Here is a 24,741-nt window from a genome sequence, read left to right on the forward strand (position 1 = left end):
CACGGCACCGAATACGTGCTGCAATACCCACGCAAATCAGACAACTCATCGAGATTCCCGTCCTTTCAATTTTACCCCGCTTACCTTAGCCAGTATGAACCCACTACTTGCTTTCCTGCGTGTGCCTGTCCTGCATTTGAACCGAAGACTTCGTCCCTTCGGTATTGTCCCTGGTGGTATTGTCGGAACTATCGAAACAGCCATGCAGAAGCAGCAGGCTGCACAAACCGAGGCAGGTATAGAGTTTTTTCATCATGAATCTCCTTGAAAATGGGGCTCATGCTGGGGCAGCCATTACACTGCCCCCGGAAGCCGGCGGACCTTTCATAGGTGGGTTTGCGTACTCGCGGTTGTTGAACGTGGTTTCCAGAATGGCGCGCAATGCATTGGCCTGTTCTTCGCTGTTCTCTGCATCATCGTCCGGGATATATTCGAAGCAGGGCGCGCAAGGCAATGGTTTAAGCTTTTTATCGCTTACCGGTAGGTCGTTCATCCCGTTCTCCTCGTACAGGTTTCCCTGTTATGCGCTGGGTTTGAGCACCACTTTGGTCCAACCCTCTTCACGTGCATCGAAGTGCTGGTACGCCTCAGGCCCTTCAGCCAGTTTCAGGCGGTGGGAAATGATTTGCGACGGATGCGCACGATCATGGTGGATCAGCTCGGCCAGGCGGCGGTTATAAACTTTGACATTGGCCTGCCCGGTGCGAATCTGCTGGCCCTTAAACCAAAAGGCACCGAAGTCAAAGGCCATCTTGCCCTCCTTCGCCAGCTCATTTTTTGCACCTGGATCCTGCGGAACGAATACGCCCACAACGCCGATCCCGCCAGTGGCTTTGGTTGAAGCGACGAGGTTATTCATGGTCAGGTGGTTAGCTTCATGACCGTGGCGATCGCAGCATTGGTAACCCACACACTCACAGCCGCGATCCGTGCCTTTGCCATGAGTAAGATTTAATATTTGATCGACTGCTTCCTTTTCGAGCGAGTTGATGGGCGTGGCGCCAATCTGGGCGGCCAGCTTCAAACGGTCTGGATGGTTATCGACCACAAACACTTGTGAGGCGCCCTTGATCATGGCCGACTGGGCTGCCATCAATCCCACCGGTCCGGCGCCGTAAATGGCGATGCTTTCTCCAGGAAGCAGGCCGGCCAACTCGGTCGCATGCCAACCCGTCGGGAAAATGTCAGAGAGCATGACGTAGTCCTCTTCACGCTCTTGCGCATCCTCGGGCAACACCAGGCAGTTGAAGTCGGCGTATGGCACCCGAAGCAGCTCAGCCTGCCCGCCTTGATAGGGTCCCATGTCGGCAAAACCATAGGCCGCACCGGCACTCCCTGGGTTAGCCGTCAGGCAAAAACCGGTCAGGCCTTTCTCACAATTTTCGCAAAAACCGCAGCCGATGTTGAACGGCAAGCAAACTCGGTCGCCTATCTTGACCCGATCAACCCCTACACCAACCTCAATTACCTCGCCCAGATTCTCATGGCCAAAAACTCTACCAGCTTCAAACGAAGTTCGGCCTTCGTACATGTGCAGGTCAGATCCGCAGATATTGGTGGTTGTTACGCGCACTAAAACATCGGTAGGCTTTTCGATTTTCGCGTCCGGTACATTTTGCACACTGACGTCACGAGGGCCGTTGTAAACGATGGCTTTCATTGCGTTCTCCCAAAGGCAAGACGAAAGGGAATTTTCGTCAGCACATGTTTTATTTGTCCGAAAGAGGAAGTCGTATGTTCAAGAAATCCAGTTCCAGTCTGACGGGCGGTAATTCTCAGACCAATTAAAAAAAGTTTGAATTTTTCTCCCGTACGTACCTCTTTCATCTAAACCATCAGAAGATTGATCGGAGGAGATGTGTTGAGTTATATGGACTGCGTTCAGTGGCCTGCCATGGTAGTGACAGTGATAGCGGCGTGGCTTATTGGCTCTCAACGCCCGGCGAGAAGAATGGCGGGGTTCTTCTGCTTCATATTGAGCAATATGCTTTGGGTTATATGGGGTGCTTACGCTGAGGCCTATGCATTGATCGTGCTGCAAATCTGCCTCTGCTCGATGAACCTGCGCGGGTTTAAGAAGAATTTTCAGAATCAGTAATAGCGATTCAACCGGAGGCCCGGTTACCGTGTTGATTTTTCCTGAATCCGCGAGCGTTCATGCCCAGCAAAATGCACTCGAGCACAATCAGACCGAAAGCATTTGTGTGCCACCCCCAAATGATCCATAGCGTATTGCTGAGGATAAAGCCCCAAAAGGCAATCATGCGTCGGCGCGGTCGTTGAGATCCGATGAACCAAGCCGAGATGACCGTCACGACCATGGCTGGCCACTGCACCCAGTCAATCAGGTCCACACATCACCCATTCCAATGGCTGGGTCCTGACCTCATGAAGGTTCAATTCCTTGGGGGCATTGGTAGGCATAGAGAAGCCAGGTATGTTATGTGCAGAAATCTCACCCCTTATCATTGATATTCCCTCAACCTTGCTAAGCGTCTACAGCAATCGACACTGCGCAATGGCGAAAGGTTTAAGTCAGCTCGATGTTCGGACTTAACCCAATCTCGACAAGGGGCGCCCGCACTTCAGTGCCACCACAATGCCAGTATTTACGTAAATATATTCTGAGCTAGCCTTTGGGTGTCCAAATCTTCAAGCACGTAGATCACATGGACACACTAACCAAGTGGTAATTGAGATAGCCTTTTCGACACGCCTGCCTAATTGCGGGGGTGAAGTGCAAAATCAATCCGGATGGCACCTTGTCTATCCCCGTGTTGGCGCATGGCGCTGACCAATTCACCATCGCCAACATCGATCGCGCCCAGTATCACGGAGAACAGGGAGTCACCCAGCTCATCCGTGAATATTGGAACAATTGGTGATGTACAGACAGTCTTCCCGGCTGTCGTCCACAGGGTAGAAATGCGAGGTCTTTTTATGCCTGATTTTATTGAAGCCACCGCGCGGGCCATCAAGATCGACTACCTTCAAGACACACTGTTCGGTGTAAATGCGCTTACCTGTGAATGCATGACGCAGGTGGCGCGTATCGCTTGCGGGTGGGAGTTGCGTCTGACTCCTCCATGGCCCTCTCAAATAAAGGATGCCCATACCATTGCGTTCGAATGGGAAGGTGTTGCCTGCCACGGCCTCATCAAGGACGTGCAACCATTGCCCGCAGGTGAACTGCTATTGGCAATTGAAATCCAGCCGTAACAACGAAAATGTCCTGCAGCACGCATGGACGATATGCCTCACACCGATGGATCGCACAGTGTTCGCATCATGGCTTGATGGATTTAGGTAAATGTCAATCGTCGAAGCGTTTGTGATTGTTCAAACTTTACGCCCTCTCCCACCCCCCACTGTGTCTGGGAAGGCCTATTCGCCAAGGCTTACCAGCTCAACCGCGAGGCTCCAGCAAGCCAGATAGCCGATCTTAAGTGCGAGGAGATTCCGGTCATGCCTGGGCTATGCTCCCCAACAATGCCCGGGTGGTGACTACCACTCTGCCGCTCAGGGTCTAAAGTCGATTGTGAAAAAGAGGGCGGGCATTTGATATAGCAGTCAGCCCAATAGCCGTCACACGCTCAATCGGAGTTTTTAGATGACTGTTTCCCAGACTGATTCACCGTCGCCAACGTCCCTGATGTTCGAGCCCAATCACCCCGTGCCGAATAACCCTGACCTCCCTGTACTCGTGTATACCCAGGTACTATCACCACAGTTCGTTGACTTGGCCACGCGCTTTGAGGAAATGTTCACCACTCAGGGCTGGCCGCCCAAGTGGCGCAGTCGGATTTATGACTATCACCACTACCATACCGAAGGGCATGAGGTGCTTGGTGTCGCTACAGGCCATGCACAACTGATGCTCGGTGGCTCCCACGGACATATTCTGGAGGTGGGCGCTGGCGATGTCCTGCTGCTACCCGTCGGGACCGGGCACCGCAATATCAGCGCCAGCGAAGACTTCCTGGTGGTAGGCGCTTACCCGCCTGGCCAGCATGCGGACATTTGTCGCGAAGCGCCCAGCCAGGCGCAGTTGGCTAGGATCAAACAACTACCGTTTCCTGATCAAAGTCCCGTAAAGGGTGATGACGGGACGTATCGCGGCCTTTGGATAGATCGCCGTACCGGCTAACCCTGCTCACCCGCCCCTGGCACGCTCACGCAAAAGCGGCAGCCATCGTAATGCAAAGCAGCAAGCCCAAAATACGGCATTGCGCATGGAAAAACTTGGTTCAAAGACATGAGGAAGCTGCGCAAGCAGTACAGCGATTTTGTCAAGCCGGACAACTTGGCGGCATTGCGCCTCAACATCTCAGCATGGCTTCGCAAATTGATAGGATTCGCACCACCCAGTGCCGTTGCGCGCAAGGTGCCATCGGTTTTCACCCGCTTGACGACCATGACGATCTCACCCATGTGCGCCATGATTTTTACCGCACGTCCAGGGTCGGCTTTCGCGGTTAGCCCTTGATCACCCCAACAACATTACCCGCCGGGTCCACCCAGGCTTCGTCGCACAAAGAGCTCCGTTGTACAAAGCAAATGGCGCGCACCTCGTCTTCCTGGCCTCCCGGCCCGCGGGCGAGCAGTCACTGCGTGAGTAATGCTAACAGCGGCATTGGGGTATTGTTCATAGGCTCAATAGCCTCAGGTCGAAGAAGATTGCGTAATCGGCGACTCCTTAAACATGACCCACCTGCCCCCATGGTGTTCCAGTAAAACAGGTAAAAATTTGAACGCGCGCAACGCTGGTCTTTCCAATCTGAACACGGTTAGGGCTGGCTTTAACCTTTCAATTTGAAAACACACAGCAGGATGGAACCTATGATGAATGACACTGCAAAGCCCCGGGCTGGCGCCTCACTTTCCCTGACCGCGCTCCTTGGCCTGCTCAGCGCGTGTGCCGGCAACACTTCACCCTCAAACGTCGAAGCACCCGGTAAGCCTGAAAACCCAAGCACCCAAACACTGGAAGCGGGCGCTGCCCTGTTGCAGTCGCGTCCACCAATAGACGCACTGAACGCCTACCTGGATGGTTTCCACTTCTACAACGGGCACCACGATGTGCAAATGGAAGCCCATCACTACTGCGCAATCCTCAACGAAGAGGTGATCCAGTGCGTGATCTATGACGGCAACCGCAAGGACGCCAAGCTGATGGGCGTGGAGTACATCATCAGCGAGCAACTGTTCAACAGCCTGCCCACGCCGGAGAAAGCGTTGTGGCACAGCCATGTGCATGAAGTGAAATCGGGTCAACTGGTTGCACCAGGGATTCCTGCGGTAGCCGAGTATGCCCTGATGGAAAAGCTGGTGCATACCTATGGCAAAACCTGGCACACCTGGCATACCGACCTCGACAAACGCCTGCCGTTGGGCGTGCCTCAGTTGATGATGGGGTTCACCGCCGACGGGCAGGCGGATGCGCACATGGTCGCTGAGCGGGACCAGCGGATGGGTATCGACAGCAGCCAGAAAAAGCAGGCGCGCGCAGACATCGCTGCGCCACCGATTGCACCAGGCGCCGATGCGTGGCGTCAGGGTGAAATCATTCAAATCGTCGACCCGACCGCAACGCCGCACGCCCATTGACAGTGCCTTACAGTCATTTCGATTGAACGATCATTTGCGCCGCCTTCTCTACCAAACACACGTGAATGGAGGATGTCATCATGATCGATTCAGGCACCGGAATGATGCGCGGCGAACGCTATGTCGTGCACAACCTGGAGCGAACCCACAACTTCGGCGGGTTCTTCCTTGATGGAAAGTACTACCTGGGCCCGGAATTGATGACGGCCGTCGGGTGGCTGGAGGGCCAGCAATTCTTGTACGACGAGCTGGATGCCATGGGCGAACCGGTTTTCCCCGACCGGGTGGCGGGCATCATCGAAAACCTGACCCTGGTATTGAATGATGGCGCCCGCCTCGAGCTGGAAGCCGTGCAAGTGCATGTGCCAAACGCACAGCCCGAGCACGCCTCCGTCGCCCGCCCCGTCAGCGGCCAACTGCACGGCAAAACGGTGGTAATCACCGGTGCGTCCAGCGGAATCGGGCGCGCGGCCGCGCATGCCTTCGCCAAGCAAGGAGCACGCTTGGTACTTGCAGCCCGGGACGCTACCGCGCTGGCCGAAGTCATCGAGGAATGTGCCCTGCGCGGCGCCGAGGCGATTGCCGTCCAGACCGACGTCACCCAATCCGACCCGATGAGGTCCTTGGCAGCGGAAGCCGCAGCGTTCGGCCACGGCCGTATCGACATATGGATCAACAATGCCGGCGTGGGTGCCGTGGGGAGCTTCGAAGACACGCCCTTGGAAGCCCACGAACAGGTGTTGCAGACAGACTTGCTCGGTTACCTGCGTGGCGCCTATGTGGCGTGGCCTTATTTCAAGGCGCAGAAGGCCGGCATCCTGATCAACACCCTGTCACTCGGGAGTTGGGTTGCCCAGCCGTATGCCGTCGCGTATTCGGCGAGCAAATACGGCCTGCGCGGCCTGAGTGAAGCATTGCGCGCCGAGCTGACCGGCCTGCCGGACATTCACGTGTGTGACATTTACCCGGCCGTGATGGACACGCCAGGCTTTCGAGATGGCGGTAACTTCACCGGCCACGCGCTGAAGCCCCCATCACCGGTTTATGACCCGCACCTGGTGGCCGACGCCATGGTTGCCTGCGCCCTTCAGCCGCGCAACAGCATCACCGTGGCCGCCGCCGCCACCGCTGCGAGGGTGGCTCACTTCCTGGTCCCAGGCTTTGCCCACATGTCGGGCTGGCTGACGCGCTTCGCGCTCGGTCGCAGCCCGCAGGCCGACACGTCCTCAGGCAACCTCTTTACGCCGTCAACGGGGCAGCGCCGAGTCGAGGGCGTCTGGCGGCAAAACAGCAAACCTGCACTGTATCTGCTCGTTGCCGTCGGCGCCGCGCTATTGCTGGGAGGTGTTGCCGTTGCGCGCCGCTATCAATCGAACCCTAAACGTCGCCCCTGACCGCGCCCACCCGAAGAGGTAACCAACATGTCTTACGACTACCAAGGTAACGCCAGCGTCATCACCGCCTCACGTCATCTGGGAATACAATCGGATGAACGCCTGAATGCGTCAGTCTTGATCCAATTGACCAGCAGCGGCAAATCCACGCTTGGGTATTTGAGCTTCGAGACCCCGCTCGACTGGCCCGGCAACCCCAACTTTGTCACGGTCAACTTGCCCGACGGCTCTTGCGTGAGCGGTGTAATTGCCGACATTGAACGGCCGAATGATGGCCCGGGTTGGGTAACGTTCACGGTAGATGACTGAGGTTTTTCGCCAACCGTGTGGCTCATCGAATTGTCGGACAATCTATTTGAATTTTTTTTGATGTCAAATATCTGAAGTTCATGAGCATAGGGAGACCTCATGAAAACCAACGAATTATTTACGATCAGCTACCAACTGTACGGTGAGCGCAAGTCGTTCATCCTGCGGGCACCACGCATGGATAACGTTGAGGCGTGGCATTGGGCCAGCTGCGACGCCGGCGTCGCGGTCATACCCAAATTTGCCCAGCAAAAAGTTAAACGTGTCTCTAAACCGATGGCAGAAAAATACGGCATCACTGACGTGCGCTGGAGTGGTGCGGCAGAGATCCAGTGGGCGGAGGATTTCACCCAATGACCAGTCAACTACTCAACCACACCGCCAGACAGACATGGGATGACGAGATGGCGAAAAACAAGGAGATGTTCTTCGAAGCCGATCGTCTGGACGCGCAGGCCTATAAAATCATCGACGCCGAAAGCGGCGATGCAGCCACATGGGCGCGCTTTACCGAAGCCAAGAAGGTCGCTGACGCGCAACGTACCACCGCGTATCGAGAGTGGATGCGCCTTAACCGCGCGAAGCGCTAATGAACGGCCAGCCATGCCGAAAACAAGGCTCGCGCCTCATCGTATTGTCACGCCCCTGACTCTGGGTCTTTCGAAGGCCCCCCAGGGGCAACGCCGCCCTGCTCGGTCTCGACTTCCCAGGGCGGTCGACATTCGGGTTTTCCGATTTGTCGTTTCGTTTGGCCGTTTCAGGACGTATTTTTTGCCCTGCATGGGTGCCAGGGCTTGGTTTTGAATGCTCGCTCATACCGCCTCCTCACTGATGTGCAACACAACCTTGCCGTGCACGTGTCCGTTGGCAAGGTAGTCCAGCGCGTATACGGCCTCTTCCAGTTCAAAGGTCTTGGCCACATACACTTGCACATTGCCCGCCGCGATCAGCCCGGAGATTTCGGTCAGTTCTCACCGCGCGGTTCGGCAGTGAACCGCGTGCCGGTCTTGCCTGCTGCCTGGGGATGGTGCGCATCGGGCATGGTCAGGGTCGAGACCAATCGCCCGCCCTCGCCAAGCACCTGCCCTGAACGCGCTTGGGTGTTGCCGCCGATCAAATCGATGACCAGGTCAAAGTCCTTGCAGATGTCCTCGAACCGTTCAGTCTTGTAATCAATGGCGCGGTCGACGCCCAGCTCGCGCAGGAACGGCAAGCTGTCAGTGGATGCGGTGGCATAGACTTCGGCGCCTTTGACCTTGGCAAATTGCACCGCGAAATGGCCGACGCCACCGGTGCCCCCATGGATCAGTACCTTCTGCCCCTGCTCGACCTGGCCATGCTCGACCAAGGCTTGCCAGGCGGTATGCCCGGCCAGCGGCACGCCGGCAGCGGACGGCCAATCGAGGCCTTCAGGGATCAGCGCCAGATGCTCGGCAGGCACCCGCGAGTACTCGGCAAAGCCCCACTGCACCGGCTGGTTATTGCCCCACATGCCCACGCCCTTGGCCAACAACACCGCGACCGAGCCCAGGTAGACCAGTAACAGCACGACGCCGACGCCGACGCCAAACAACCAGCGCCAGGCCACACGCCGTGGGAACTGTTGCAGCGGCCCGAACACCTGGCGCGACACCTGCTGGTCACTCAGGTCTTTGGGCAAGAAATGCGCGGTGTCGTGCAGCAACGGCTCAGTGCTCATCGGCCGCGCCCTCCTCTTCGATCTGCGCCAGGTAGCTGGTGCGCGGTCGCGTGCCGAGGGCTTCGAGCAGGCGGTAATGGCGTGGGTCCCGGCGCGCCTGGCTGACGGCGCTCGCCGGGTCGGCAATGTCGCCAAAACGGATGGCCTGGCTGGGGCACGTCTGTTGGCAGGCGGTGACCACGCCTGAGGTGTCGAAGTCGCCACCTTGCTGCTTGTCGTCAATCCGCGCACTGCTGATGCGCTGGATGCAGTAGGTACATTTTTCCATGACACCCCGGGCGCGCACCGTCACCTCGGGGTTGCGCTGGGCCTGGAGCGACGGCGCCGCATCGGCGCTGTAGTCCAGCCAATTGAAGCGGCGGACTTTGTACGGGCAATAGGAGGCACACGTGCGCGTGCCGATGCAACGGTTGTAGACCATCTCGTTCAGACCATCGCGACTGTGCACCGTGGCATTCACCGGGCAACCGGTTTCGCAGGGCGCCTGCTCGCAATGCATGCAAGGCAACGGCTGGAAGCGTGAGCGCGGGGTCTCCAGCGGGCCCTGGTAGTAATGGTCGATGCGAAGCCAGTGCAGGATGCGGCCTTGGGCGACCTGGTCGGCGCCGACCACCGCGATGTTGTTCTCGGCCTGGCAGGCGACGACACAGGCGTTGCAGCCAGTGCACAGGTCCAGGTCGATGACCATGCCCCATTGCGGGCCACTGTCGGCGGCCGGGCTGTAGAGCGACACCGGAATCGATTCGGTGGGCAGTCGCGGCGCATCGCGCGCGACCACGCGGATGAGCGGCTCGTCATTGCCTGGGAGTTGGTGATGGGTCTGCGTTGCGGCCAACCGATAATGCTCGCCCGTGGCACGCAGGGTCGCGCCGACGGACAGCTGTTCGAGCGGCCTGACGGCGTAGCCGAGGTGATTGCCGACACGCCCGACGTGGGTTCGGCCATAACCGGCGTACAAAGCGATGACCTCGTCGGCCTGCCCCGGCTCGATCCACACGGGCCCGCGCACAGTCTGGTCGGCCAGGGTTACTTCAACGCCGTCACCATTGCCAAGGCCCAACTGCTCCGCCTGGCGCGGCGAAAGCCCGATCACGTTGCTCCAGGTGAGGGTACTGATCGGCTTGGGCAATTCCTGCAGCCACCCGCAATTGGCGAAACGCCCGTCCCACACCGTCGGGTCCGGGCGGATGACCGCCTGCAGGCCGGCAATATCGGTCAACGCGGGCGTTGCCGCTGGCGCGGCGGTGACTTCTATGGGCGGCGCAGCCGGTTCGATCCAGCCGTCTGCCAAAGCCTGGCGCCATTGAGTCTCGGGGATAGGCGCCCACGTGGCGCGGACTAATTGGTGGGCATCAACCTCGGCGGCGTTGAGCAGCATGTCGACCACCTGATGCAGCGTACGGGTCGCGTACATCGGTTCGATCAGCGGCTGCACAATGCAGGCGCTGCCGTCTGCCGCGCGGGCGTCACTCCAGCCCTCCAGCGCATGGTTGAGTGGCAGGTGCCAGTGGCATTGCGCGGCGCTTTCGTCGTAATAGAGTCCGGCGTGCAGGCGGAACGGCACCTGCTCCAGGTCGGGCACAAGCTGTGAAGTCTGCAGCGGGTTGCAATCAAGCATGACCAAGTGGGTCACGCGCCCCGCTGCCAGTTCGCGATTCAGCTGGCCCAGCGGATCCCAGCGGCGTTCCTGCGCATAGCCCAGCAGGCTCGGCACCTGCCAGTCCGGATGGCCGAGACGCTGGTTCAGGTGCATGACCTGCGCCTGCAGCGCCTCGGGCGCTTGAGGGCTGACGCCGACGAACCCTCGGCCGGGATGCGCCTTGAGCGCGGCCGCGGCCGCGTCAACCCAATGCTGCTGCACCGCCGTCAAGCGCGGCGTGGCCGAAAGCGTTTCGCCCAAGGCTTGGCTCAAGGCCAACAACAGGTCAGGCAGGCGCGATGGCGCAATCGGCAGGCGCGCCGGTGAGGGTTGGAATGCTTTCAGCCACGAAGGCCAATGCGGCGCCCTCACCAGCGGCTGCCCGCCGCCGCCCCTCGGCCCAGCCGCGCTGCAACGACGTCTGACAGGGGCCGCTGCCCAATGGGTCATATTCCAGGCACACCAGCACCTCGGCCTGTTCCAAATGCACGCGTGCACTCAACGGCCGGACGAAGGCGCGTTCACTGCTGTGCAAGGCGGCGGTCTCGTTGAACGCTCCAGCGTGGTACAGCTGCAGTTGGGGCCAGCGTTCTTGCAGTTGATCAAGCTGTCGCCCGAGGGTCGGCGAACTGCTGGCGCCGCAGGCGATGTGCAGGCCTTTGCCGTGGACCCCATCCAGCGCCTGTTGCATGCCCGACAGCACCGCAAGCACATGCGACCAGCTGGTTTCGCGGCCTTTGAAGCGCGGCGCCTGGGAGCGGTCAGGGTCATAGAGTTGCAGGATCGCCGCCTGGGTGAACGCGTCACAGGTGCCGCCGGACATCGGGTGTTCGGGGTTACCTTCCAGCTTGATCGGGCGTCCGGCGACAGTCTTGCCCAGCACCGGCTGAGCGACGCCGCAGAAGGGTATGGCGGTGGCTACCAGGCGGCGACACCCGGTGTCAGTGAAACCGGTTGGTTAACCGCCGTAACGGCCTGTTCCGGGGTTTTGCCGCACGCGGCCAGCCCGGCCATGGCGAGGCTGGCCGCCATCAGTTGCAGGAAGCTTCGGCGGTCCATCAACGGTGCCGCTCCCGAAAACTCCGCTTCCATCAGCGCTTGGGTCTCGGGGGACGCCGCTAGGGCCTCAAGCCCGCGCCAATAGGCCTGGCCCTTGAGCCCGGCCAGTTGCCCGCGCAAGGCGGTGAAATCCAGTGGCGCGCTCAGCGGTGGCACGTCCCGCAGTCGGTCAGACCTCGGATTTCAATAGGGTGCGCTTTCATCAGCCGCTCACCCAGCGCGCGGCGATCCTCATCGGTACGCCATTGCATATTGGTCACCTGATCCACCGGCCGCAGGTGCGGTGCCGGGTCGCGGTGACAGGCCAGGCACTGGCCCATGTTCAGAGGTTGGGCTTTGAACATCAGTTGCATACGGTCGACCTGGCCGTGGCATTCGCTACAGCCAACACCAGCGTTTACATGCACGCCGTGATGGAAGTATACGTAGTCCGGCAGCTCGACCACGCGCTGCCAGTGCATCGGCTCATGCTCGCGCAGGCTCATGCGCAACGGCGCCAGCACGTCGGCGTTTTTCCAGACCTGGGAATGACAGCTCATACAGGTTTCGGTGGGCGGCAGGCTGGCGATAGCCGAGGACTGGACCGCGCTGTGGCAGTAGCGACAGTCAATCTTCAGCTCGCCCGCGTGGTGGGCATGACTGAAGGGCAAGGGCTGTTCAACCACCCAATTACGCCCGGTGCGGTAGTCGGTGCCCTCCAGGGTCAATGCCACAAGCAAGCCTCCCGAGAGGCCGACGATCAGCAGCAGCAGTCCCACGCGCAACCAAGTGTCGGCTGAGCGCCTGAAAATCTGCGTCATCGCCGGATTCTCATGTCCATGTCCTTACAGCTGTGGCTGCGTGGGTGCGCAGGAGTTCGTTATTTTTGTTATCGGCGCGGCCTGTCTAAGGCTTCGCGCGCCCCGGCAAGACACTCGCCAGCACTTGCTTGGCAGTTTGCACAATCACCCCGGCCTCATCCGGATCGCCCTGGAGCAGCGTGGAAGCAAATTTCTTCGCTTGTTCCAGCTTGATATGCGGTGGCAGCGGCGGCACGTTGGGGTCGGTCTTGAACTCGATCAACACCGGCACATCCGAGGCGAGCGCTTCCTCCCAGGCCGACGCGACGTCTTCTTCGCGCTCGACGAAAATGCCCTTGAGCCCCAGCGAGATCGCAAACAGGTGGTAAGGCACGTCGGGAATGTTCTGCGAGGCCTCGAACTTGGGGTCGCCTTCCATCACCCGTTGCTCCCAGGTGACCTGATTCAAGTCCTCGTTGTTGAAGACTGCGCAGATCCATTTCGGGCTCTGCCACTGCCCCCAGTATTTGGCGACGGTGATCAACTCGGCCATGTTGTTCATTTGCATCGCGCCATCGCCTACCAGCGCGATCACCGTTTGCTGCGGATGGGCGAATTTGGCCGCAATCGCATAGGGCACGGCGGCGCCCATCGACGCCAGGCCGCCGGACAGCGAACACTGCATGCCTCGGCGGATCTTCAGATCACGCGCATACCAGTTGGCGCAGGAGCCGGAGTCGCTGGTGATAATCGCGTGGTCGGGCAAGCGCGGCGAAAGTTCGTATACCACGCGCTGTGGGTTGATCGGCTTGGCCTTGGCCAGGGCGCGTTTCTCCAGAGTTTTCTCCCAGCTTGCGCGCCAGCCTTCGACCTTTTTGCGCCAGGTACGCGTGGTCTTGTGTTCCAGCAGCGGCAGCAGTGCGGATAGGGTTTCGGCCGCATCGCCGAGCAAGTTCACCTCCATCGGGTAGCGCAGGCTCAGCATGTCGGGTTGCAGGTCAATCTGCACGCCGCGCGCCTGGCCTTCCTTGGGCAGGAACTCGGCATAGGGAAAACCCGAGCCGATCATCAACAACGTGTCGCATTCGGTCATCAACTTGTAGCTGGGTTCGGTGCCGAGCAGGCCGATGCTGCCGGTCACCCACGGCAAGTCATCGGGCAACACCGCCTTGCCGAGCAAGGCCTTGGCGGCGCCTGCGCCCAATGCTTCGGCCACGGCGATCACCTGATCAGTCGCCGCTAGTGCCCCGGCGCCGACCAAAATTGCAACTTTTTTGCCGGCATTGAGTACGTCCGCCGCGCGCTGCAGGTCGGCGTCATAGGGCACGACCTTGGGTTTGCTGTAGCCCACTCCGGAATGCACCGTGCCATGGGCCCTGGCGGGCGGCTCGTAGGCAGCTTCCTGCAAGTCGTTGGGCAAAATGATCGCAGTGACCCGACGCTCGCCGACGGCGGTGCGTACCGCACGGTCAATCAGGTGGCGCACCTGCGACGGCACCGAGGCCTGTTGCACAAAGGCGCCGGCCACGTCCTTGAACATCGAGACCAGGTCCAGCTCTTGCTGGTAATGGCCGCCCAGCGCTGCCCGGGCCTGTTGCCCGACAATGGCCAGCACCGGCATGTGGTCCATACGCGCGTCATACAGTCCAGTGATCAAATGCGACGCACCCGGCCCAGAGGTGGCAATGCATACCCCAAGCTCGCCAGTAAATTTAGCGTGGGCCGAAGCCATGAACGCGGCCATTTCTTCGTGACGGGCCTGGATGAACTCGATCTTGCCGTTAGCGCGACTCAAGGCACCAAACACGCCGTTGATGCCGTCACCCGGATAACCAAAAATCCGCGTGACGCCCCACTGGGCAAGCCGTTCAACCAGAAAGTCACCTACTGTCGTTGTCATTGGAACCCTCGCTTAAAGCAGGTCGAATGAAAACCAGCGCAACACGTTGCGCCGGCCATGCGTCAGAGAATCGGCTTACCGCCCGTCACGCCGTAGCGTTCGCCGGAGATGTAACTGCCCTCGTCGGATGCCAGCAGCACATAAATCGGCGCCACTTCGACCGGTTGGCCTGGGCGACCCAGGGGCGTATTGCCACCGAAATTCTTCACTGACTCTTCAGGCATCGTCGACACGATCAGAGGTGTCCAGATAGGCCCCGGCGCGACGCTGTTGACGCGGATCCCGCGCTTGCCGAGCAACTGCGCCAGGCCTGCCGTGAAATTGGCGATGGCGCCCTTGGTGGTTGCGTAACACAACAGGGTCGGGTTGGGCGCATCGGAGTTGACCGAGCTGGTGTTAATGATCGAACTGCCCTCGGCCATATGGGGCAGCGCAGCCTTGCAGATCCGAAACATGGCGGTGACGTTGACGTCGAAAGTCTTCACCCATTCCTCGTCAGAAATTTCCTCCAGGGTTTCGTGGGTCATCTGAAAGGCTGCGTTGTTGACCAGAATGTCTATGCGGCCGAAGGCTTCTACCGTGTCATTCACGATGGCCGCGCAGTGCGGCTGGCGGCTCAAATCACCCGGCAAAAGCACGCACTGGCGGCCGGCCGCTTCGACCCAGCGCGCGGTTTCCTTAGCGTCCTCGTGCTCGTCCAGGTAGGAGATTGCTACGTCCGCACCTTCACGTGCGAAGGCAATGGCGACGGCTCGGCCGATGCCGCTGTCGGCGCCGGTGATCAAGGCTATTTTGTTCGCCAGACGGCCTGAACCCTTATAGGTTTTTTCACCACAATCGGGTTGCGGGTCCATCCGGTATTGCGCGCCGGGCACCGCTTGCTGTTGGGGTTTGAACGGTGGTTTTGGGTAGTTGCTCATCGGAGGTCCTCCTTCGTTTGCCTATTCTTGCGAGGACTGACAGCAGGTAATAGTTCAGACTAAATTGCAGAATCCGGATTAGCGTTGCGGTGGTGAGGTGCCACCCGTCGATCCGAGTAAACCTTCGACAGGATTTGCAACTCAACCGAACGGCGCGGATTGACCGAGTGACGTTAAAACGTTCTAGGCCAGGCCGTTAATAAGCTATATTCCGCCCTCTCTCCCATCCTCACCTCGTCTGAATCCAGACCGTGTGATCACGTTTTTTTAGCGCGCTATTAATCTAGGTTTACCCCATGAAATCTGCCCCACCGCGGTCCCTGAACGTTCCGCAACGCAAGGATCTGATGCCCAGCCACCTGGACTTTCCGGTCGTGGGTATCGGTGCGTCGGCGGGCGGGCTGCAAGCGGTGAAGGCATTTTTCGAACAAATGCCCAAAGACTGCGGCATGGCCTTCGTGGTGATTCTGCATCTGTCGCCCGACCATCAAAGCATGGCCGATAAAATCATCCAGGAATCGACGCGGATGCCGGTGTTGCAAGTCACCGCCACCACACCCATCGAAAAAAACCACGTCTACGTCATCTCCCCCGCACAACATTTGGCGATGAATGATGGCTATCTGGCGGTTTCGCCTTCGGTACGCGAAGGCGGCTCGCACATTGCAATCGACCTGTTTTTTCGCGACCTGGCGGACACCCACAAGGAGCGCGCATTTTGCGTGATCCTTTCCGGTACCGGCTCCGATGGCGCAGTGGGGTTATCGCGCATCAAGGAGCAAGGCGGCGTTACGCTGGTGCAAGCGCCGGAAGACGCCGAGTTCGACGGCATGCCCCTCGCGGCCATCGAAACGCAGATGGTCGACCTGGTGCTTCCCGTAGTGGAAATGCCGCAAAAACTTCTGGACCTGTGGCGCAATGCGCAGGCGATCATCCTGCCCACCGCGAATGACCCAGAGATACGTACCACGCCCCCGACCAGTGAACGCGACGCTGCGGTCGCCGAACAGTTGCTGTTGGACATTCTGATTCAATTACGGGCCAGTACCGGCCACGATTTCAAACATTACAAGCGTGCCACGGTGTTGCGTCGTATCGAGCGCCGGTTGCAGGTTAACGCCCAGCCTGACCTGGCGGCCTACTACAACTTTCTTCAAAGCCACCCCAACGAAACCAAGGCGTTGCTGGGCGATATGCTTATCGGCGTGACCAACTTCTTCCGCGATCGCGAGGCCTTTGAAGCGCTTGAGCGTGATGTGATTCCCAACCTGGTGAAATCTCTGGAGGACGCCGTGCCCCATCGGGAAGAGGTACGTATCTGGTCGGCCGGTTGCTCCACCGGTGAAGAAGCCTACAGCCTGGCAATGCTGATGGCCGAACAACTGGCGCTGGACGCCAGCGATGCGAAAATGCAGGTGTTTGCCACCGACATTGATGAGCGGGCGATCACCCACGGGCGCAACGGCGTGTACCCCGAAGCGATCATCACCGACGTACCGCCGACGCGCTTGCGCCAGTATTTTTCCAAAGAAAAAAACCAGCACTATCGGGTGCGCAAAGAGATTCGCGAAAAGGTACTGTTTGCAAAACACAGTCTGATGGCCGACCCGCCCTTCTCGCAGATCGACCTGATTGTGTGCCGTAACCTGCTGATCTACCTCGACCGTGAGGTACAGCGCGACATCCTGCAGATGTTCCATTTCGCCCTTCGCTCCGGCGGTTACCTGTTTTTGGGCTCTTCAGAGTCGGTTGAAGGCTGCCTGGACCTGTTTGTGCCGGTGGACAAGCGCAATCGCATCTTCCGTGTGCGCGCCGGTTCGACCGTGCTGCGCCGTACACCGACGATGCCACGCGGTGGCTACCTGCGCTCCAGCTCCGTGCCGGTTGTGACTGAAACCAAGAGCCCGTCCAAGGTCTCGTTTGCGCAGATTCACCTGCGCGCCCTGGAAAGAGCCGCGCCGCCGAGCGTCATTGTCGATATCAATGCCGAAATCCTGCACATCAGCGAAGGTGCCGGGCGCTTCTTGCGTTATGTCGCCGGGGAACTGACCCGCAACCTGCTGGCGCTGGTGCATCCGGACTTGCGCCTGGATATCCGCACAACCCTGTTTCAGGTGCAGCAGTCAGGCCTGCCCGTGACGTCGCGCAAAGTGCAGGTTGAGCATGGCGACGGCCAGTATCTGGTCGACATCACTGCCCTGCCCTACAGGGACGACGCCACCGAAAGCGACTATGTGCTGGTGATCTTCAAAGAGACCGAAGTTGACCCGCAACAAGCCGGCGAGATCAATGTCAACCACGCCGAAAACCAGATAATGACCAACCTGGAGCGCGAACTGCAGCGGACCAAGCTGCACCTGCAGGACACCATCGAGCAGTCGGAAGTCTCCAGCGAGGAACTTAAGGCCTCCAATGAAGAAATGCAGGCGGTCAACGAAGAGCTGCGCTCGGCCACCGAGGAGCTAGAAACCAGCAAGGAAGAGCTGCAGTCGATCAACGAAGAGTTGCTGACCGTCAACTACGAGCTCAAAACCAAAGTGGAAGAGACCGACAAGGTCAATGACTACCTGACCAACCTGATTGCCTCCACGGACATCGCCACAGTGTTTGTCGACCGCAATATGCGTATCCGCTGGTTTACACCCCGGGCAACCGACATCTTCAGCATGCTGCCGGTCGACACCGGTCGCTCGTTGATGGACATTACCCACCGTCTCAACTACCCGGAGATGGCTGCGGACGCGGCGAATGTTTTTGAATCGCTGAGCATGATCGAGCGCGAGATCAGCAGTAAAAACGACCGTTGGTACATCGCGCGCTCACTGCCTTATCGCTCAAGCGAAGACCATATCGATGGCACCGTACTGACCTTCATCGACATCACCAAGCGTCGACTCGCAGAGGAAGAACTCCGGCTGGGCGAGGAGCGCATGCGCCTGGTGGCCGAAAGCACCCATGACTTTGCAATCATCATTCTTGATGACGATGGCGCTATTATCGATTGGAACACCGGCGCGGAACTGATATTTGGCTACACCAAGGACGAAGTGCTGGGCGCTTATTACGACTTGATCTTTTCACCCGAGGACCGCACAGCTGGCGTCCCCGAGAACGAATTGCGCGCGGCACGTGAACATGGGCGTGGAGAGGACGAGCGCTGGCACGTGCGCCGGGACGGCAGTCGCTTTTATTGCAGCGGTGAAGTCACCCAACTCAAGAGCGACAGCCTGAAAGGCTACGTCAAGATTGCCCGCGATCTCACCGGCCATAAACGCATTCATGATGAGCAACATAAGCGGCTCATGGAAACCCAGACGAACAGCCATCTCAAGGACGAGTTTTTCGCTGTGATGTCCCACGAGCTGAAACACCCGTTGAACCTGATTCAACTGAATGCCGAGTTGCTGCGCCGCCTGCCTGCCACCAAAGCCACAGGGCCGGCGATGAAAGCGGTCAATACCATCTGCGAAGCGGTCTCCAGCCAGGCGCGCATTATTGACGACCTGCTGGATGTGGCAAGGGTGCGCACCGGCAAGCTAAAGCTGAAGATACAGCCTGTTGACCTGGCCAAGACACTTCAGGACATCCACAGCGTGGTGCTTAACGATGGCCACCGTTGTCAGATCACGCTGGATATCTCCTTGATACCGCAGAAAACGCTGGTCGTTGATGCCGATGCTACGCGGCTTGAGCAAGTGATTTGGAACTTGGTCAACAACGCACTGAAATTCACCCCGGACGATGGACGCGTTCAGTTAGTACTGCGCCGCGTAGATGGGCATGCGCAGCTGGACGTCATCGACAGTGGCATCGGCCTGACCGAAGAAAGCCTGGATAAGATTTTCGACCTGTTCAGCCAGGCGGAAAACCAGCACCAGACGCATCAGCGTGAAGGCCTCGGGATCGGACTGTCACTGGTACGCCAATTGGTTGAGGCTCAAGGTGGTCAGGTGAGCGTGCACTCCAAGGGGCTGGGCTTCGGCTGCGCATTCTCGGTGCTGTTGCCCCTGAGCGCGCAGCATGATGATTTGCGGCTCATCCCGCAGGCCTCAGATGAGGATAACCGTCTCGCTGGATTGAAAGTTCTCCTGGTCGATGACTCCCAAGACGTGCTGTTTGTGCTGCAGATGTTGCTTGAAATGGAAGGTGCCGACGTGAAGGCCTTCGGCGATTCACAGCTGGCGCTTGAAGCCGCTCTCACCGACCAGTACGACCTGATTATTTCGGACATAGGGATGCCGGGCATGAACGGACATGAATTGATGAGGAACCTTCGCAAGCTGGATCACCTGCAGGCGACGCCGTCCATTGCACTGACAGGTTATGGCGCCGCGAGCGATCAGGAAAAAGCTGTTGCCTCAGGCTTTAACCATCACGTCTGCAAGCCGGTGGCTCATGAGTCGTTAATCGAACTGATCAACAGTTTGCGCAGCGCGCAACAATGACGGGCAGGCACTCCAGGCCTGTTAGTTCCAACCTGTCGAAATAACAACAAAAATGCCCGCACATCATACGGGCAAACAGGCGTGTTGCCAGACCTGCAGGAGGAACAGGCGTACTGTTAAGAGCATAGGCACTTAACGCCAGTTTAAAATTTAGCTTAATCACCAGACGAGCGGGATTCTCTACATTGGGCGGTTTGCCAATGCCCTGTTTGGCATCATGACGATGATCATCACCGTGCCGACCGGAGTAAATGCCTGCACTCCACCGTTCTGACGGTGCACACGGCGGCGATATACCGTTGCACTGGATGGCCGCGGCTTCGGGCTGTTGTGTGCCGGCAGTAACGTCCTGACCTGCCTGCTGGCGCTGGTCATTTATGTCTGGATATGCAACTGCTGGTTGGGCTCGGTTTTGGAGGGGTCGTGTTTGATGGCGAAAATCTCCAGTTAGCAAGATATGGATCTGTTTGGAATCACCTGGGAGGTTCAAGTGCAAAGCAAAGGACTAGTTGCACCTGATCAACTCGCGGGAACAACGCCTGCCTTTTACGCTTCACTGCGCATAGGTGCTCGATGACCGAGCGCAAGACCGGCTGAAGACAAAAAGAGGATGACCCCTAATGTCTGATAACGAACGCTACGTCGTCAGTTTCATCGTCGATAACCAGCTAGGGAGGCGCACCCTGGGCTGCGACCGCGACAACCTTTCGCCCTGCGACGCGCAAGCAACTCTCAAGCAGACATTTCCCGAGCTGCGCGACGCCAGTCTGACCGACGTGCAGGTGCAAAAGCGCACGAAGCCCGATGAAGGCGACAACATACCAGGGCACTACCAGCAACCGTAAGATCATTCATCAAACTAAGCGAAGCGCTTAATAGTTGCTATCAATTTAATATCGCAGGCGCAGACGACTAAGAAAAACTTATACGAAGCGGTGATTAAATCGCACACGCGTATAAGTTTTTACCGACAACATGCCGTTCGTCGCCATAAAATAAAATTCACTAAACGTTTTTCATTCGGGCGATATCAGAATAGGTGTCCATTGTGGAAATGGGCAACTAACGAAGCGCTCACTTAGTATGGGAGAACGACCATGACTACCAGCAATAAAAACCCAGGCAACTTTGCCAATGATCGTGAGAAAGCATCCGAAGCTGGAAAAAAGGGTGGCCAATCGTCAGGCGGAAACTTCGCCAACGATCGGGAAAAAGCGTCTGAGGCTGGACGCAAAGGCGGCGAAAAGAGCCACGGTGGCGGGCGTAAATAATTGATACGTCCGAACAGGGGGGTTATGCCCCCCTGTTGCTGCATGGCTGGAAATGCGCCTGTTGGGTGGATGATTCCTCACCAACATCGCACGCTGCCTAACTACAAGCCTGCGCGCGATTCACTACTTAAGCCTTTAAGATGAAAGATTCGAGTACGTCGTGTACTTCATATTGAATAAAGTATAAAGAATTTTCAATATTCGCTCTCTCTGATTGTTTGTTGCTCGATCAGACCGAAGGGTCGATAATGTCACGCAGTACCGGCTGACCCAATTTTTTAAAGCGCTACTATCTAAGCATGAGCCCGGATATATGCATATGCGTGCACTGCGCAGAACAGCGTAGGCGCAAAGACTGAGAAGCTTTAGAACGCCAGCGCGTGCCCCTTCGGGATTACACAACGAGGCCAACGCAATCCCCCGACTTAAGACGCGGAGCGTTGGTTAACTTCGGCGGGTGTGCGCTTTGAAAAATGCACCACGTAGCCCATGCCGCTACCGTCCTCCTCTATTGCCTTCACCCACAGTTCGACCTCGTCGGCCGCTAGACCTAACGCATTGCCGACCTGACGATTACGTTTGCCGCTGTCGTTGTCGTCCATTGGGTAGCTTTCAATCGACCCACCTCCTCGTTGTATGCGTGATGGCACTTCGCAGTATGTGCGTTGTTTGAAAATGGATGCCGACAGGGCGCAAAGAGTTCGGTTTCTTTGCCTTCTCGCTTTTTGCAACAGGCCCGGATCACTGCGCCTGTTCCGACGCCGATGCACGTTGCGCTGCGCGTAATCGGCAGGCATCGCCGAATGCCTCGAAAATGGCCAAGTAGTCAGGGTTGGACGTGACCTGCCATTCCGGATGCCACTGGACCCCCTTGTGCAAAAGCTACGCTGTCCTCAACGGAAAGCCCTTCCACCAATCCATCTTCCGCGACCGCCTCGATGCGCAGGCCACCTCCCACACTGGCAATGCCTTGGCTGTGAACGGAATTGACGTCAATCACACCGGCCAATCCCAACCGGGCGAGTAAGCCACCCGGCTGCACAGTAATGGAATGCGCTCGATCATATTGCAGTTCAATCGGTTCATTGCTTGGCGGCTCGTGCTCGGCGCCGGCGGATCGAGCCGCTGATGCAGTGTGCCGCCATAGGCAACATTCATTTCCCGCAGACCGAGGCAAATTCCCAATACTGGCAAGCCAGCCTTAACTGCCGCGCGCCAGAGCGGCAGCGTCAGTTGATCGCGGGCGGGGTCGCACGGCATTCCCGGTGGACTGGGCGGCCCGCCGTAAAGATGCGGTTCGATATCTGACGGTGCGTTGGTAAACAGCAATCCATCCAGATGGTGAATGATCTCGGCGGGGTCAAGCATGTCCGCGAGGACTGGCAAAATCACGGGCAGCCCCTTGGCTGCGGCGCAGACCGCCTGCGAATACTTCGTGTCGTTAATCTGGACCGCGTGCTGACCGATTTGCCATGAGCAGGCGGTGACGCCGATGATAGGCAGGTGCGACATATCAACCTCGTGTTATCGCTAGAGTTGAGCCGAACGGATCGGCATTCATTTGCGGCCTGTAGTGCTGTGTGCAACCGCCGTGGGCAACTCGTGAGGCTGTCTAGGCCCCGCAACTTTCTTTGAGCAAAAGGTCAACAACGGCGTGTTCGCCGCGCAGCATCGACGATTGATCATTGAAGGCCCGCAGTTGGCGCTCGGCGCTGGTGCCGTCTCGCAGCAGCTGCCGTGCCTGGGCGAAAACACCTTGTTCGCCCAGCGCGTGGGCGGCGCCTCCAAACTGCTGTTCCGCGATCGTCAGCCAGCGCTCGAGGGATATCGCTTCAGTATCCGGCGCCAGCACAAAGCGCCCATGGGCGCCCCAGCGCCGAGCCTGGATGCGGTTTTCTTTGAGTAACCAGTGACGTTCGAGGCTAAATAGGCTACCGGGTGCCGGTAACAGGCAGGCATGTTTGACCATCACCCTGAACAGCCCGACCAAGACCAGTGCGTCGCTCAACCGTGGGCACGCGTCGGTCATGCGTAACTCCAGCGTCGGGTAATTTAAAGAGGGTCGGCAACCCCACCAGACATTCGCATCGCTTGCTACCGCGCCGATACGCTTCAATAACCCCAGGTAGTGCTCAAAACTTTGCTCATCCGGCAAGTATTCAGGGATACCCATGCGCGGCCACTCGTCACACACCACTTGCCGGTAACTGCAATAGCCACTGGGTTGACCCTGCCACAAGGGCGATGAAACGCTCAGGGCCAGCAGCATCGGCAACCAGGGCAATACCTCGTTCATCACCGCGATGCGGTCTACGCCCGCCGGGATCTCTGCGTGAACGTGCAGACCGCTGAGCACGCTACGCTGCGCAACGATCTGAAACTCATCGAACAACCGTTGAAAGTATGCCTGCGGGGTCGCCCGTTGCGCCTGCCAATCGGCCATTGGGTGCGCGCCGCTGCTGATAAAGCCCAGCCCGTGCTCGGCCAATGCCTGGTTCAGTTCCCGGCGCACGCGGCCAAGGTAGGTGGCAGCGTGTGCGGCATCGTCAAACACCGGCGATGCCACTTCGACCTGGCCTTGGAACATCTCATAGGAAAATCCCTCGCCAATGGCCTCGCGACACGCCGCCAACACCCGCGCCGACGGCTCGGCGAGCAGGCGTCGGCTGCGCAAATCAATGATGAAATACTCTTCTTCAATGCCAAAGCGCTGTATGTCCATGGCAGGTCAGCTCAGGCGCGTAACGGTCAGCGCCACTGCAGCGATGCGCTCGACGCGCTCGTAGCCGGGTTTTTCCAGTTCTTCGCCGAACACGTCGGGGTCCAGTTCGCGGTAGGTCCAGCCAAAGGCGTCGCTGGTCAACATGGCACGGGCGGCCTCAAGGAACGCATCGCGACCGTCGACCATCGCCACGCCGGTGTAGAGCAACAAGGTGCCGTCGCGCGCCAGGCGCGGCAGCGCTTCACGCAGGATGCGCAACGACAGCGCTTCACCCAGTTCGCCGCCGCCGTGGCGGTAGGCGCGCTGTTGACCGTCCTTCATATAGGGCGGGTTGGCGAGGATCAGGTCAAAGCAACCGTCGACGCTGTCGAGCACGTCGCTGTGGTACACGCTGACGTTCGGCGTCTCGGCCAATTCGGCGTTGACCGCGCTCAGGCGTAGCGCCCTGGGGTTGATGTCCACCGCCAGCACCTCAGCGTCATGGCGCGCACGCGCCACCAGCAAGGCACCGGCGCCCGAGCCGCAGCCGATGTCCACGGCGCGGTGGATCGGCGCAAAGCGCTCGCGCAGGCAGTCGTCAATGACTCCGGCAAAACGGTAGGTGTCGGGGCCGAAAAACACCGAGTCCGCGTCCTCGGTTGGAAACGCCGAATGCGCCAGCAGCAACGGGCCCAAGCTAGACCAGCGTACCGTGCTGCACCAACGCCCATGCGCCTTGACGACAATGCCGGTCTCTTGCAACTCACGCCATTCGGCGGTCTCGAACACCTGCGCATCAAAGGGGCGCGACCAGCCGAAAATCCCGCGCATGTCGCTTGCCGGCGCATTATCAAAACGGGCGATGACCCGTTGGTGAGTCAGCGGCGTGGGCGTAATAAAGCGATAGTCATCCGCCTGCAAGCGGCGGCCCAAGTGCAGCAGCGCCCGGTCGGCACGGGATTGGACCGATGAAATGGGCGGCGTAGAATATAGCAGCGGATCGGCCATGGGCGCATTC

At 58.7% G+C, this 24,741-nt stretch carries 25 protein-coding genes and 2 pseudogenes; 11 read left to right on the top strand and 16 right to left on the bottom strand.

Features of this window, described 5'->3' with window-relative positions; genetic code table 11:
- Positions 1–277: 277 nt before the first annotated feature.
- A complete protein-coding gene (locus AOC04_RS12000; RefSeq protein ID WP_060693636.1) occupies positions 278–493 on the bottom strand; it encodes a hypothetical protein in 216 nt (71 codons plus the stop codon).
- Positions 494–520: 27 nt separating this feature from the next.
- Positions 521–1,660 carry a glutathione-independent formaldehyde dehydrogenase gene (locus tag AOC04_RS12005; RefSeq protein ID WP_060693638.1) on the bottom strand — a complete coding sequence of 380 codons (1,140 nt, stop codon included), beginning with the start codon at positions 1,658–1,660 and terminating at the stop codon, positions 521–523.
- A gap of 210 nt (positions 1,661–1,870) precedes the next feature.
- On the opposite strand from AOC04_RS12005, the gene AOC04_RS24215 reads away from it, so the two are divergent.
- Entirely contained in the window at positions 1,871–2,098 is a 228-nt protein-coding gene (locus AOC04_RS24215; RefSeq protein ID WP_060693640.1) for a hypothetical protein, read from the top strand.
- A gap of 7 nt (positions 2,099–2,105) precedes the next feature.
- On the opposite strand, the gene AOC04_RS24220 is transcribed toward AOC04_RS24215, so the two are convergent.
- Complete coding sequence (locus AOC04_RS24220) at positions 2,106–2,354, bottom strand: hypothetical protein (protein WP_060693642.1); 249 nt, start codon at positions 2,352–2,354, stop codon at positions 2,106–2,108.
- Positions 2,355–2,940: 586 nt separating this feature from the next.
- Here AOC04_RS24220 and AOC04_RS12025 point away from each other — a divergent pair.
- Positions 2,941–3,219: a hypothetical protein gene (locus tag AOC04_RS12025; RefSeq protein WP_060693643.1), complete on the top strand. Its 279-nt coding sequence runs from the start codon at positions 2,941–2,943 to the stop codon at positions 3,217–3,219.
- 391 nt (positions 3,220–3,610) lie between these two features.
- The gene (locus tag AOC04_RS12030) at positions 3,611–4,147 is read left to right on the top strand and encodes a cupin (RefSeq protein WP_060693645.1); all 537 of its coding nucleotides are present in this window, start codon (positions 3,611–3,613) and stop codon (positions 4,145–4,147) included.
- Here the strand turns inward: AOC04_RS12030 and AOC04_RS24225 are convergent.
- Positions 4,144–4,440 (bottom strand): hypothetical protein, encoded by a 297-nt coding sequence (locus tag AOC04_RS24225; protein WP_060693647.1) that lies wholly within the window; start codon positions 4,438–4,440, stop codon positions 4,144–4,146. The genes AOC04_RS12030 and AOC04_RS24225 overlap by 4 nt on opposite strands.
- Positions 4,441–4,842: 402 nt before the next feature.
- Here AOC04_RS24225 and AOC04_RS12040 point away from each other — a divergent pair, with 402 nt between their 5' ends.
- From AOC04_RS12040 to AOC04_RS12060, 5 genes are all read left to right on the top strand, one after another.
- A complete protein-coding gene (locus AOC04_RS12040) occupies positions 4,843–5,607 on the top strand; it encodes an OBAP family protein (RefSeq protein WP_060696938.1) in 765 nt (254 codons plus the stop codon).
- An 80-nt stretch (positions 5,608–5,687) separates the two neighbouring features.
- Positions 5,688–7,001: an SDR family oxidoreductase gene (locus AOC04_RS12045; protein ID WP_060693649.1), complete on the top strand. Its 1,314-nt coding sequence runs from the start codon at positions 5,688–5,690 to the stop codon at positions 6,999–7,001.
- 27 nt (positions 7,002–7,028) lie between these two features.
- Positions 7,029–7,310: a hypothetical protein gene (locus AOC04_RS12050; protein WP_060693651.1), complete on the top strand. Its 282-nt coding sequence runs from the start codon at positions 7,029–7,031 to the stop codon at positions 7,308–7,310.
- A gap of 99 nt (positions 7,311–7,409) precedes the next feature.
- A complete protein-coding gene (locus tag AOC04_RS12055) occupies positions 7,410–7,667 on the top strand; it encodes a DUF6555 family protein (protein WP_060693653.1) in 258 nt (85 codons plus the stop codon).
- Positions 7,664–7,900, top strand: a complete 237-nt coding sequence (locus AOC04_RS12060; protein ID WP_060693655.1) for a hypothetical protein — start codon at positions 7,664–7,666, stop codon at positions 7,898–7,900. The genes AOC04_RS12055 and AOC04_RS12060 overlap by 4 nt, the downstream gene beginning before the upstream one ends.
- A 222-nt stretch (positions 7,901–8,122) precedes the next feature.
- On the opposite strand, the gene AOC04_RS24310 is transcribed toward AOC04_RS12060, so the two are convergent.
- The 8 genes from AOC04_RS24310 to AOC04_RS12085 form a co-directional block, all read right to left on the bottom strand.
- The gene (locus tag AOC04_RS24310) at positions 8,123–8,242 is read right to left on the bottom strand and encodes a zinc-binding dehydrogenase (protein WP_162232789.1); all 120 of its coding nucleotides are present in this window, start codon (positions 8,240–8,242) and stop codon (positions 8,123–8,125) included.
- 32 nt (positions 8,243–8,274) lie between these two features.
- Positions 8,275–9,009, bottom strand: coding sequence for an NADP-dependent oxidoreductase (locus AOC04_RS24050; protein ID WP_250635725.1), 735 nt, complete (start codon positions 9,007–9,009; stop codon positions 8,275–8,277).
- Positions 8,999–10,909 (bottom strand): 4Fe-4S dicluster domain-containing protein, encoded by a 1,911-nt coding sequence (locus tag AOC04_RS12070; protein WP_237178871.1) that lies wholly within the window; start codon positions 10,907–10,909, stop codon positions 8,999–9,001. Before AOC04_RS12070 ends, AOC04_RS24050 begins: the two co-directional genes overlap by 11 nt.
- A gap of 25 nt (positions 10,910–10,934) precedes the next feature.
- Positions 10,935–11,531 carry a molybdopterin-binding domain-containing protein gene (locus tag AOC04_RS24230; RefSeq protein ID WP_237178872.1) on the bottom strand — a complete coding sequence of 199 codons (597 nt, stop codon included), beginning with the start codon at positions 11,529–11,531 and terminating at the stop codon, positions 10,935–10,937.
- Between the two features lie 35 nt (positions 11,532–11,566).
- Complete coding sequence (locus AOC04_RS24235) at positions 11,567–11,863, bottom strand: TAT-variant-translocated molybdopterin oxidoreductase (RefSeq protein WP_237178873.1); 297 nt, start codon at positions 11,861–11,863, stop codon at positions 11,567–11,569.
- Positions 11,851–12,507: a cytochrome c3 family protein gene (locus AOC04_RS12075; RefSeq protein WP_060693658.1), complete on the bottom strand. Its 657-nt coding sequence runs from the start codon at positions 12,505–12,507 to the stop codon at positions 11,851–11,853. The genes AOC04_RS24235 and AOC04_RS12075 overlap by 13 nt, the downstream gene beginning before the upstream one ends.
- An 85-nt stretch (positions 12,508–12,592) precedes the next feature.
- Positions 12,593–14,386, bottom strand: a complete 1,794-nt coding sequence (locus AOC04_RS12080; protein WP_060693660.1) for a thiamine pyrophosphate-requiring protein — start codon at positions 14,384–14,386, stop codon at positions 12,593–12,595.
- A gap of 62 nt (positions 14,387–14,448) precedes the next feature.
- Positions 14,449–15,306: an SDR family oxidoreductase gene (locus tag AOC04_RS12085; RefSeq protein ID WP_060693662.1), complete on the bottom strand. Its 858-nt coding sequence runs from the start codon at positions 15,304–15,306 to the stop codon at positions 14,449–14,451.
- Positions 15,307–15,602: 296 nt separating this feature from the next.
- Here AOC04_RS12085 and AOC04_RS12090 point away from each other — a divergent pair, with 296 nt between their 5' ends.
- The 3 genes and pseudogenes from AOC04_RS12090 to AOC04_RS12100 all read left to right on the top strand — a co-directional run.
- Positions 15,603–19,751: a CheR family methyltransferase gene (locus AOC04_RS12090; RefSeq protein WP_060693664.1), complete on the top strand. Its 4,149-nt coding sequence runs from the start codon at positions 15,603–15,605 to the stop codon at positions 19,749–19,751.
- A 620-nt stretch (positions 19,752–20,371) separates the two neighbouring features.
- Positions 20,372–20,596 (top strand): hypothetical protein, encoded by a 225-nt coding sequence (locus AOC04_RS12095; protein WP_060693666.1) that lies wholly within the window; start codon positions 20,372–20,374, stop codon positions 20,594–20,596.
- 276 nt (positions 20,597–20,872) lie between these two features.
- Positions 20,873–21,022, top strand: a pseudogene (locus AOC04_RS12100) (con-10 family general stress protein); the annotation flags it as partial.
- Positions 21,023–21,447: 425 nt separating this feature from the next.
- On the opposite strand, the gene AOC04_RS12105 reads toward AOC04_RS12100, so the two are convergent.
- The 4 genes and pseudogenes from AOC04_RS12105 to AOC04_RS12120 all read right to left on the bottom strand — a co-directional run bounded on the left by AOC04_RS12105 (position 21,448) and on the right by AOC04_RS12120 (position 24,731).
- On the bottom strand, positions 21,448–21,624 hold the full coding sequence (locus AOC04_RS12105) for a hypothetical protein (protein WP_237178874.1): 177 nt from the start codon (positions 21,622–21,624) through the stop codon (positions 21,448–21,450).
- Between the two features lie 139 nt (positions 21,625–21,763).
- Positions 21,764–22,534: pseudogene (locus AOC04_RS12110) on the bottom strand (gamma-glutamyl-gamma-aminobutyrate hydrolase family protein).
- A gap of 100 nt (positions 22,535–22,634) precedes the next feature.
- Positions 22,635–23,744, bottom strand: coding sequence for a carboxylate-amine ligase (locus AOC04_RS12115; RefSeq protein ID WP_060693670.1), 1,110 nt, complete (start codon positions 23,742–23,744; stop codon positions 22,635–22,637).
- Between the two features lie 6 nt (positions 23,745–23,750).
- Positions 23,751–24,731, bottom strand: a complete 981-nt coding sequence (locus tag AOC04_RS12120) for a methyltransferase (RefSeq protein WP_082363706.1) — start codon at positions 24,729–24,731, stop codon at positions 23,751–23,753.
- Positions 24,732–24,741: the final 10 nt, after the last annotated feature.

The sequence above is a fragment of the Pseudomonas versuta genome, from assembly GCF_001294575.1.
GTDB lineage: Bacteria > Pseudomonadota > Gammaproteobacteria > Pseudomonadales > Pseudomonadaceae > Aquipseudomonas > Aquipseudomonas versuta.

Excerpts from the sequence above, each read along its gene's own strand:
- AOC04_RS12005 (WP_060693638.1), bottom strand. The coding sequence starts at position 1,660 with ATGAAAGCCATCGTTTACAACGGCCCTCGTGACGTCAGTGTGCAAAAT.
- AOC04_RS12075 (WP_060693658.1), bottom strand. The coding sequence starts at position 12,507 with ATGACGCAGATTTTCAGGCGCTCAGCCGACACTTGGTTGCGCGTGGGA.
- AOC04_RS12060 (WP_060693655.1), top strand. The coding sequence starts at position 7,664 with ATGACCAGTCAACTACTCAACCACACCGCCAGACAGACATGGGATGAC.
- AOC04_RS12105 (WP_237178874.1), bottom strand. The coding sequence starts at position 21,624 with ATGGACGACAACGACAGCGGCAAACGTAATCGTCAGGTCGGCAATGCG.
- AOC04_RS12080 (WP_060693660.1), bottom strand. The coding sequence starts at position 14,386 with ATGACAACGACAGTAGGTGACTTTCTGGTTGAACGGCTTGCCCAGTGG.
- AOC04_RS12085 (WP_060693662.1), bottom strand. The coding sequence starts at position 15,306 with ATGAGCAACTACCCAAAACCACCGTTCAAACCCCAACAGCAAGCGGTG.
- AOC04_RS12040 (WP_060696938.1), top strand. The coding sequence starts at position 4,843 with ATGAATGACACTGCAAAGCCCCGGGCTGGCGCCTCACTTTCCCTGACC.
- AOC04_RS12055 (WP_060693653.1), top strand. The coding sequence starts at position 7,410 with ATGAAAACCAACGAATTATTTACGATCAGCTACCAACTGTACGGTGAG.
- AOC04_RS12120 (WP_082363706.1), bottom strand. The coding sequence starts at position 24,731 with ATGGCCGATCCGCTGCTATATTCTACGCCGCCCATTTCATCGGTCCAA.
- AOC04_RS12045 (WP_060693649.1), top strand. The coding sequence starts at position 5,688 with ATGATCGATTCAGGCACCGGAATGATGCGCGGCGAACGCTATGTCGTG.
- AOC04_RS24050 (WP_250635725.1), bottom strand. The coding sequence starts at position 9,009 with ATGAGCACTGAGCCGTTGCTGCACGACACCGCGCATTTCTTGCCCAAA.
- AOC04_RS24225 (WP_060693647.1), bottom strand. The coding sequence starts at position 4,440 with ATGGCGCACATGGGTGAGATCGTCATGGTCGTCAAGCGGGTGAAAACC.
- AOC04_RS12095 (WP_060693666.1), top strand. The coding sequence starts at position 20,372 with ATGTCTGATAACGAACGCTACGTCGTCAGTTTCATCGTCGATAACCAG.
- AOC04_RS12090 (WP_060693664.1), top strand. The coding sequence starts at position 15,603 with ATGAAATCTGCCCCACCGCGGTCCCTGAACGTTCCGCAACGCAAGGAT.
- AOC04_RS24215 (WP_060693640.1), top strand. The coding sequence starts at position 1,871 with ATGGACTGCGTTCAGTGGCCTGCCATGGTAGTGACAGTGATAGCGGCG.
- AOC04_RS12050 (WP_060693651.1), top strand. The coding sequence starts at position 7,029 with ATGTCTTACGACTACCAAGGTAACGCCAGCGTCATCACCGCCTCACGT.
- AOC04_RS12030 (WP_060693645.1), top strand. The coding sequence starts at position 3,611 with ATGACTGTTTCCCAGACTGATTCACCGTCGCCAACGTCCCTGATGTTC.
- AOC04_RS12000 (WP_060693636.1), bottom strand. The coding sequence starts at position 493 with ATGAACGACCTACCGGTAAGCGATAAAAAGCTTAAACCATTGCCTTGC.
- AOC04_RS12025 (WP_060693643.1), top strand. The coding sequence starts at position 2,941 with ATGCCTGATTTTATTGAAGCCACCGCGCGGGCCATCAAGATCGACTAC.
- AOC04_RS12115 (WP_060693670.1), bottom strand. The coding sequence starts at position 23,744 with ATGGACATACAGCGCTTTGGCATTGAAGAAGAGTATTTCATCATTGAT.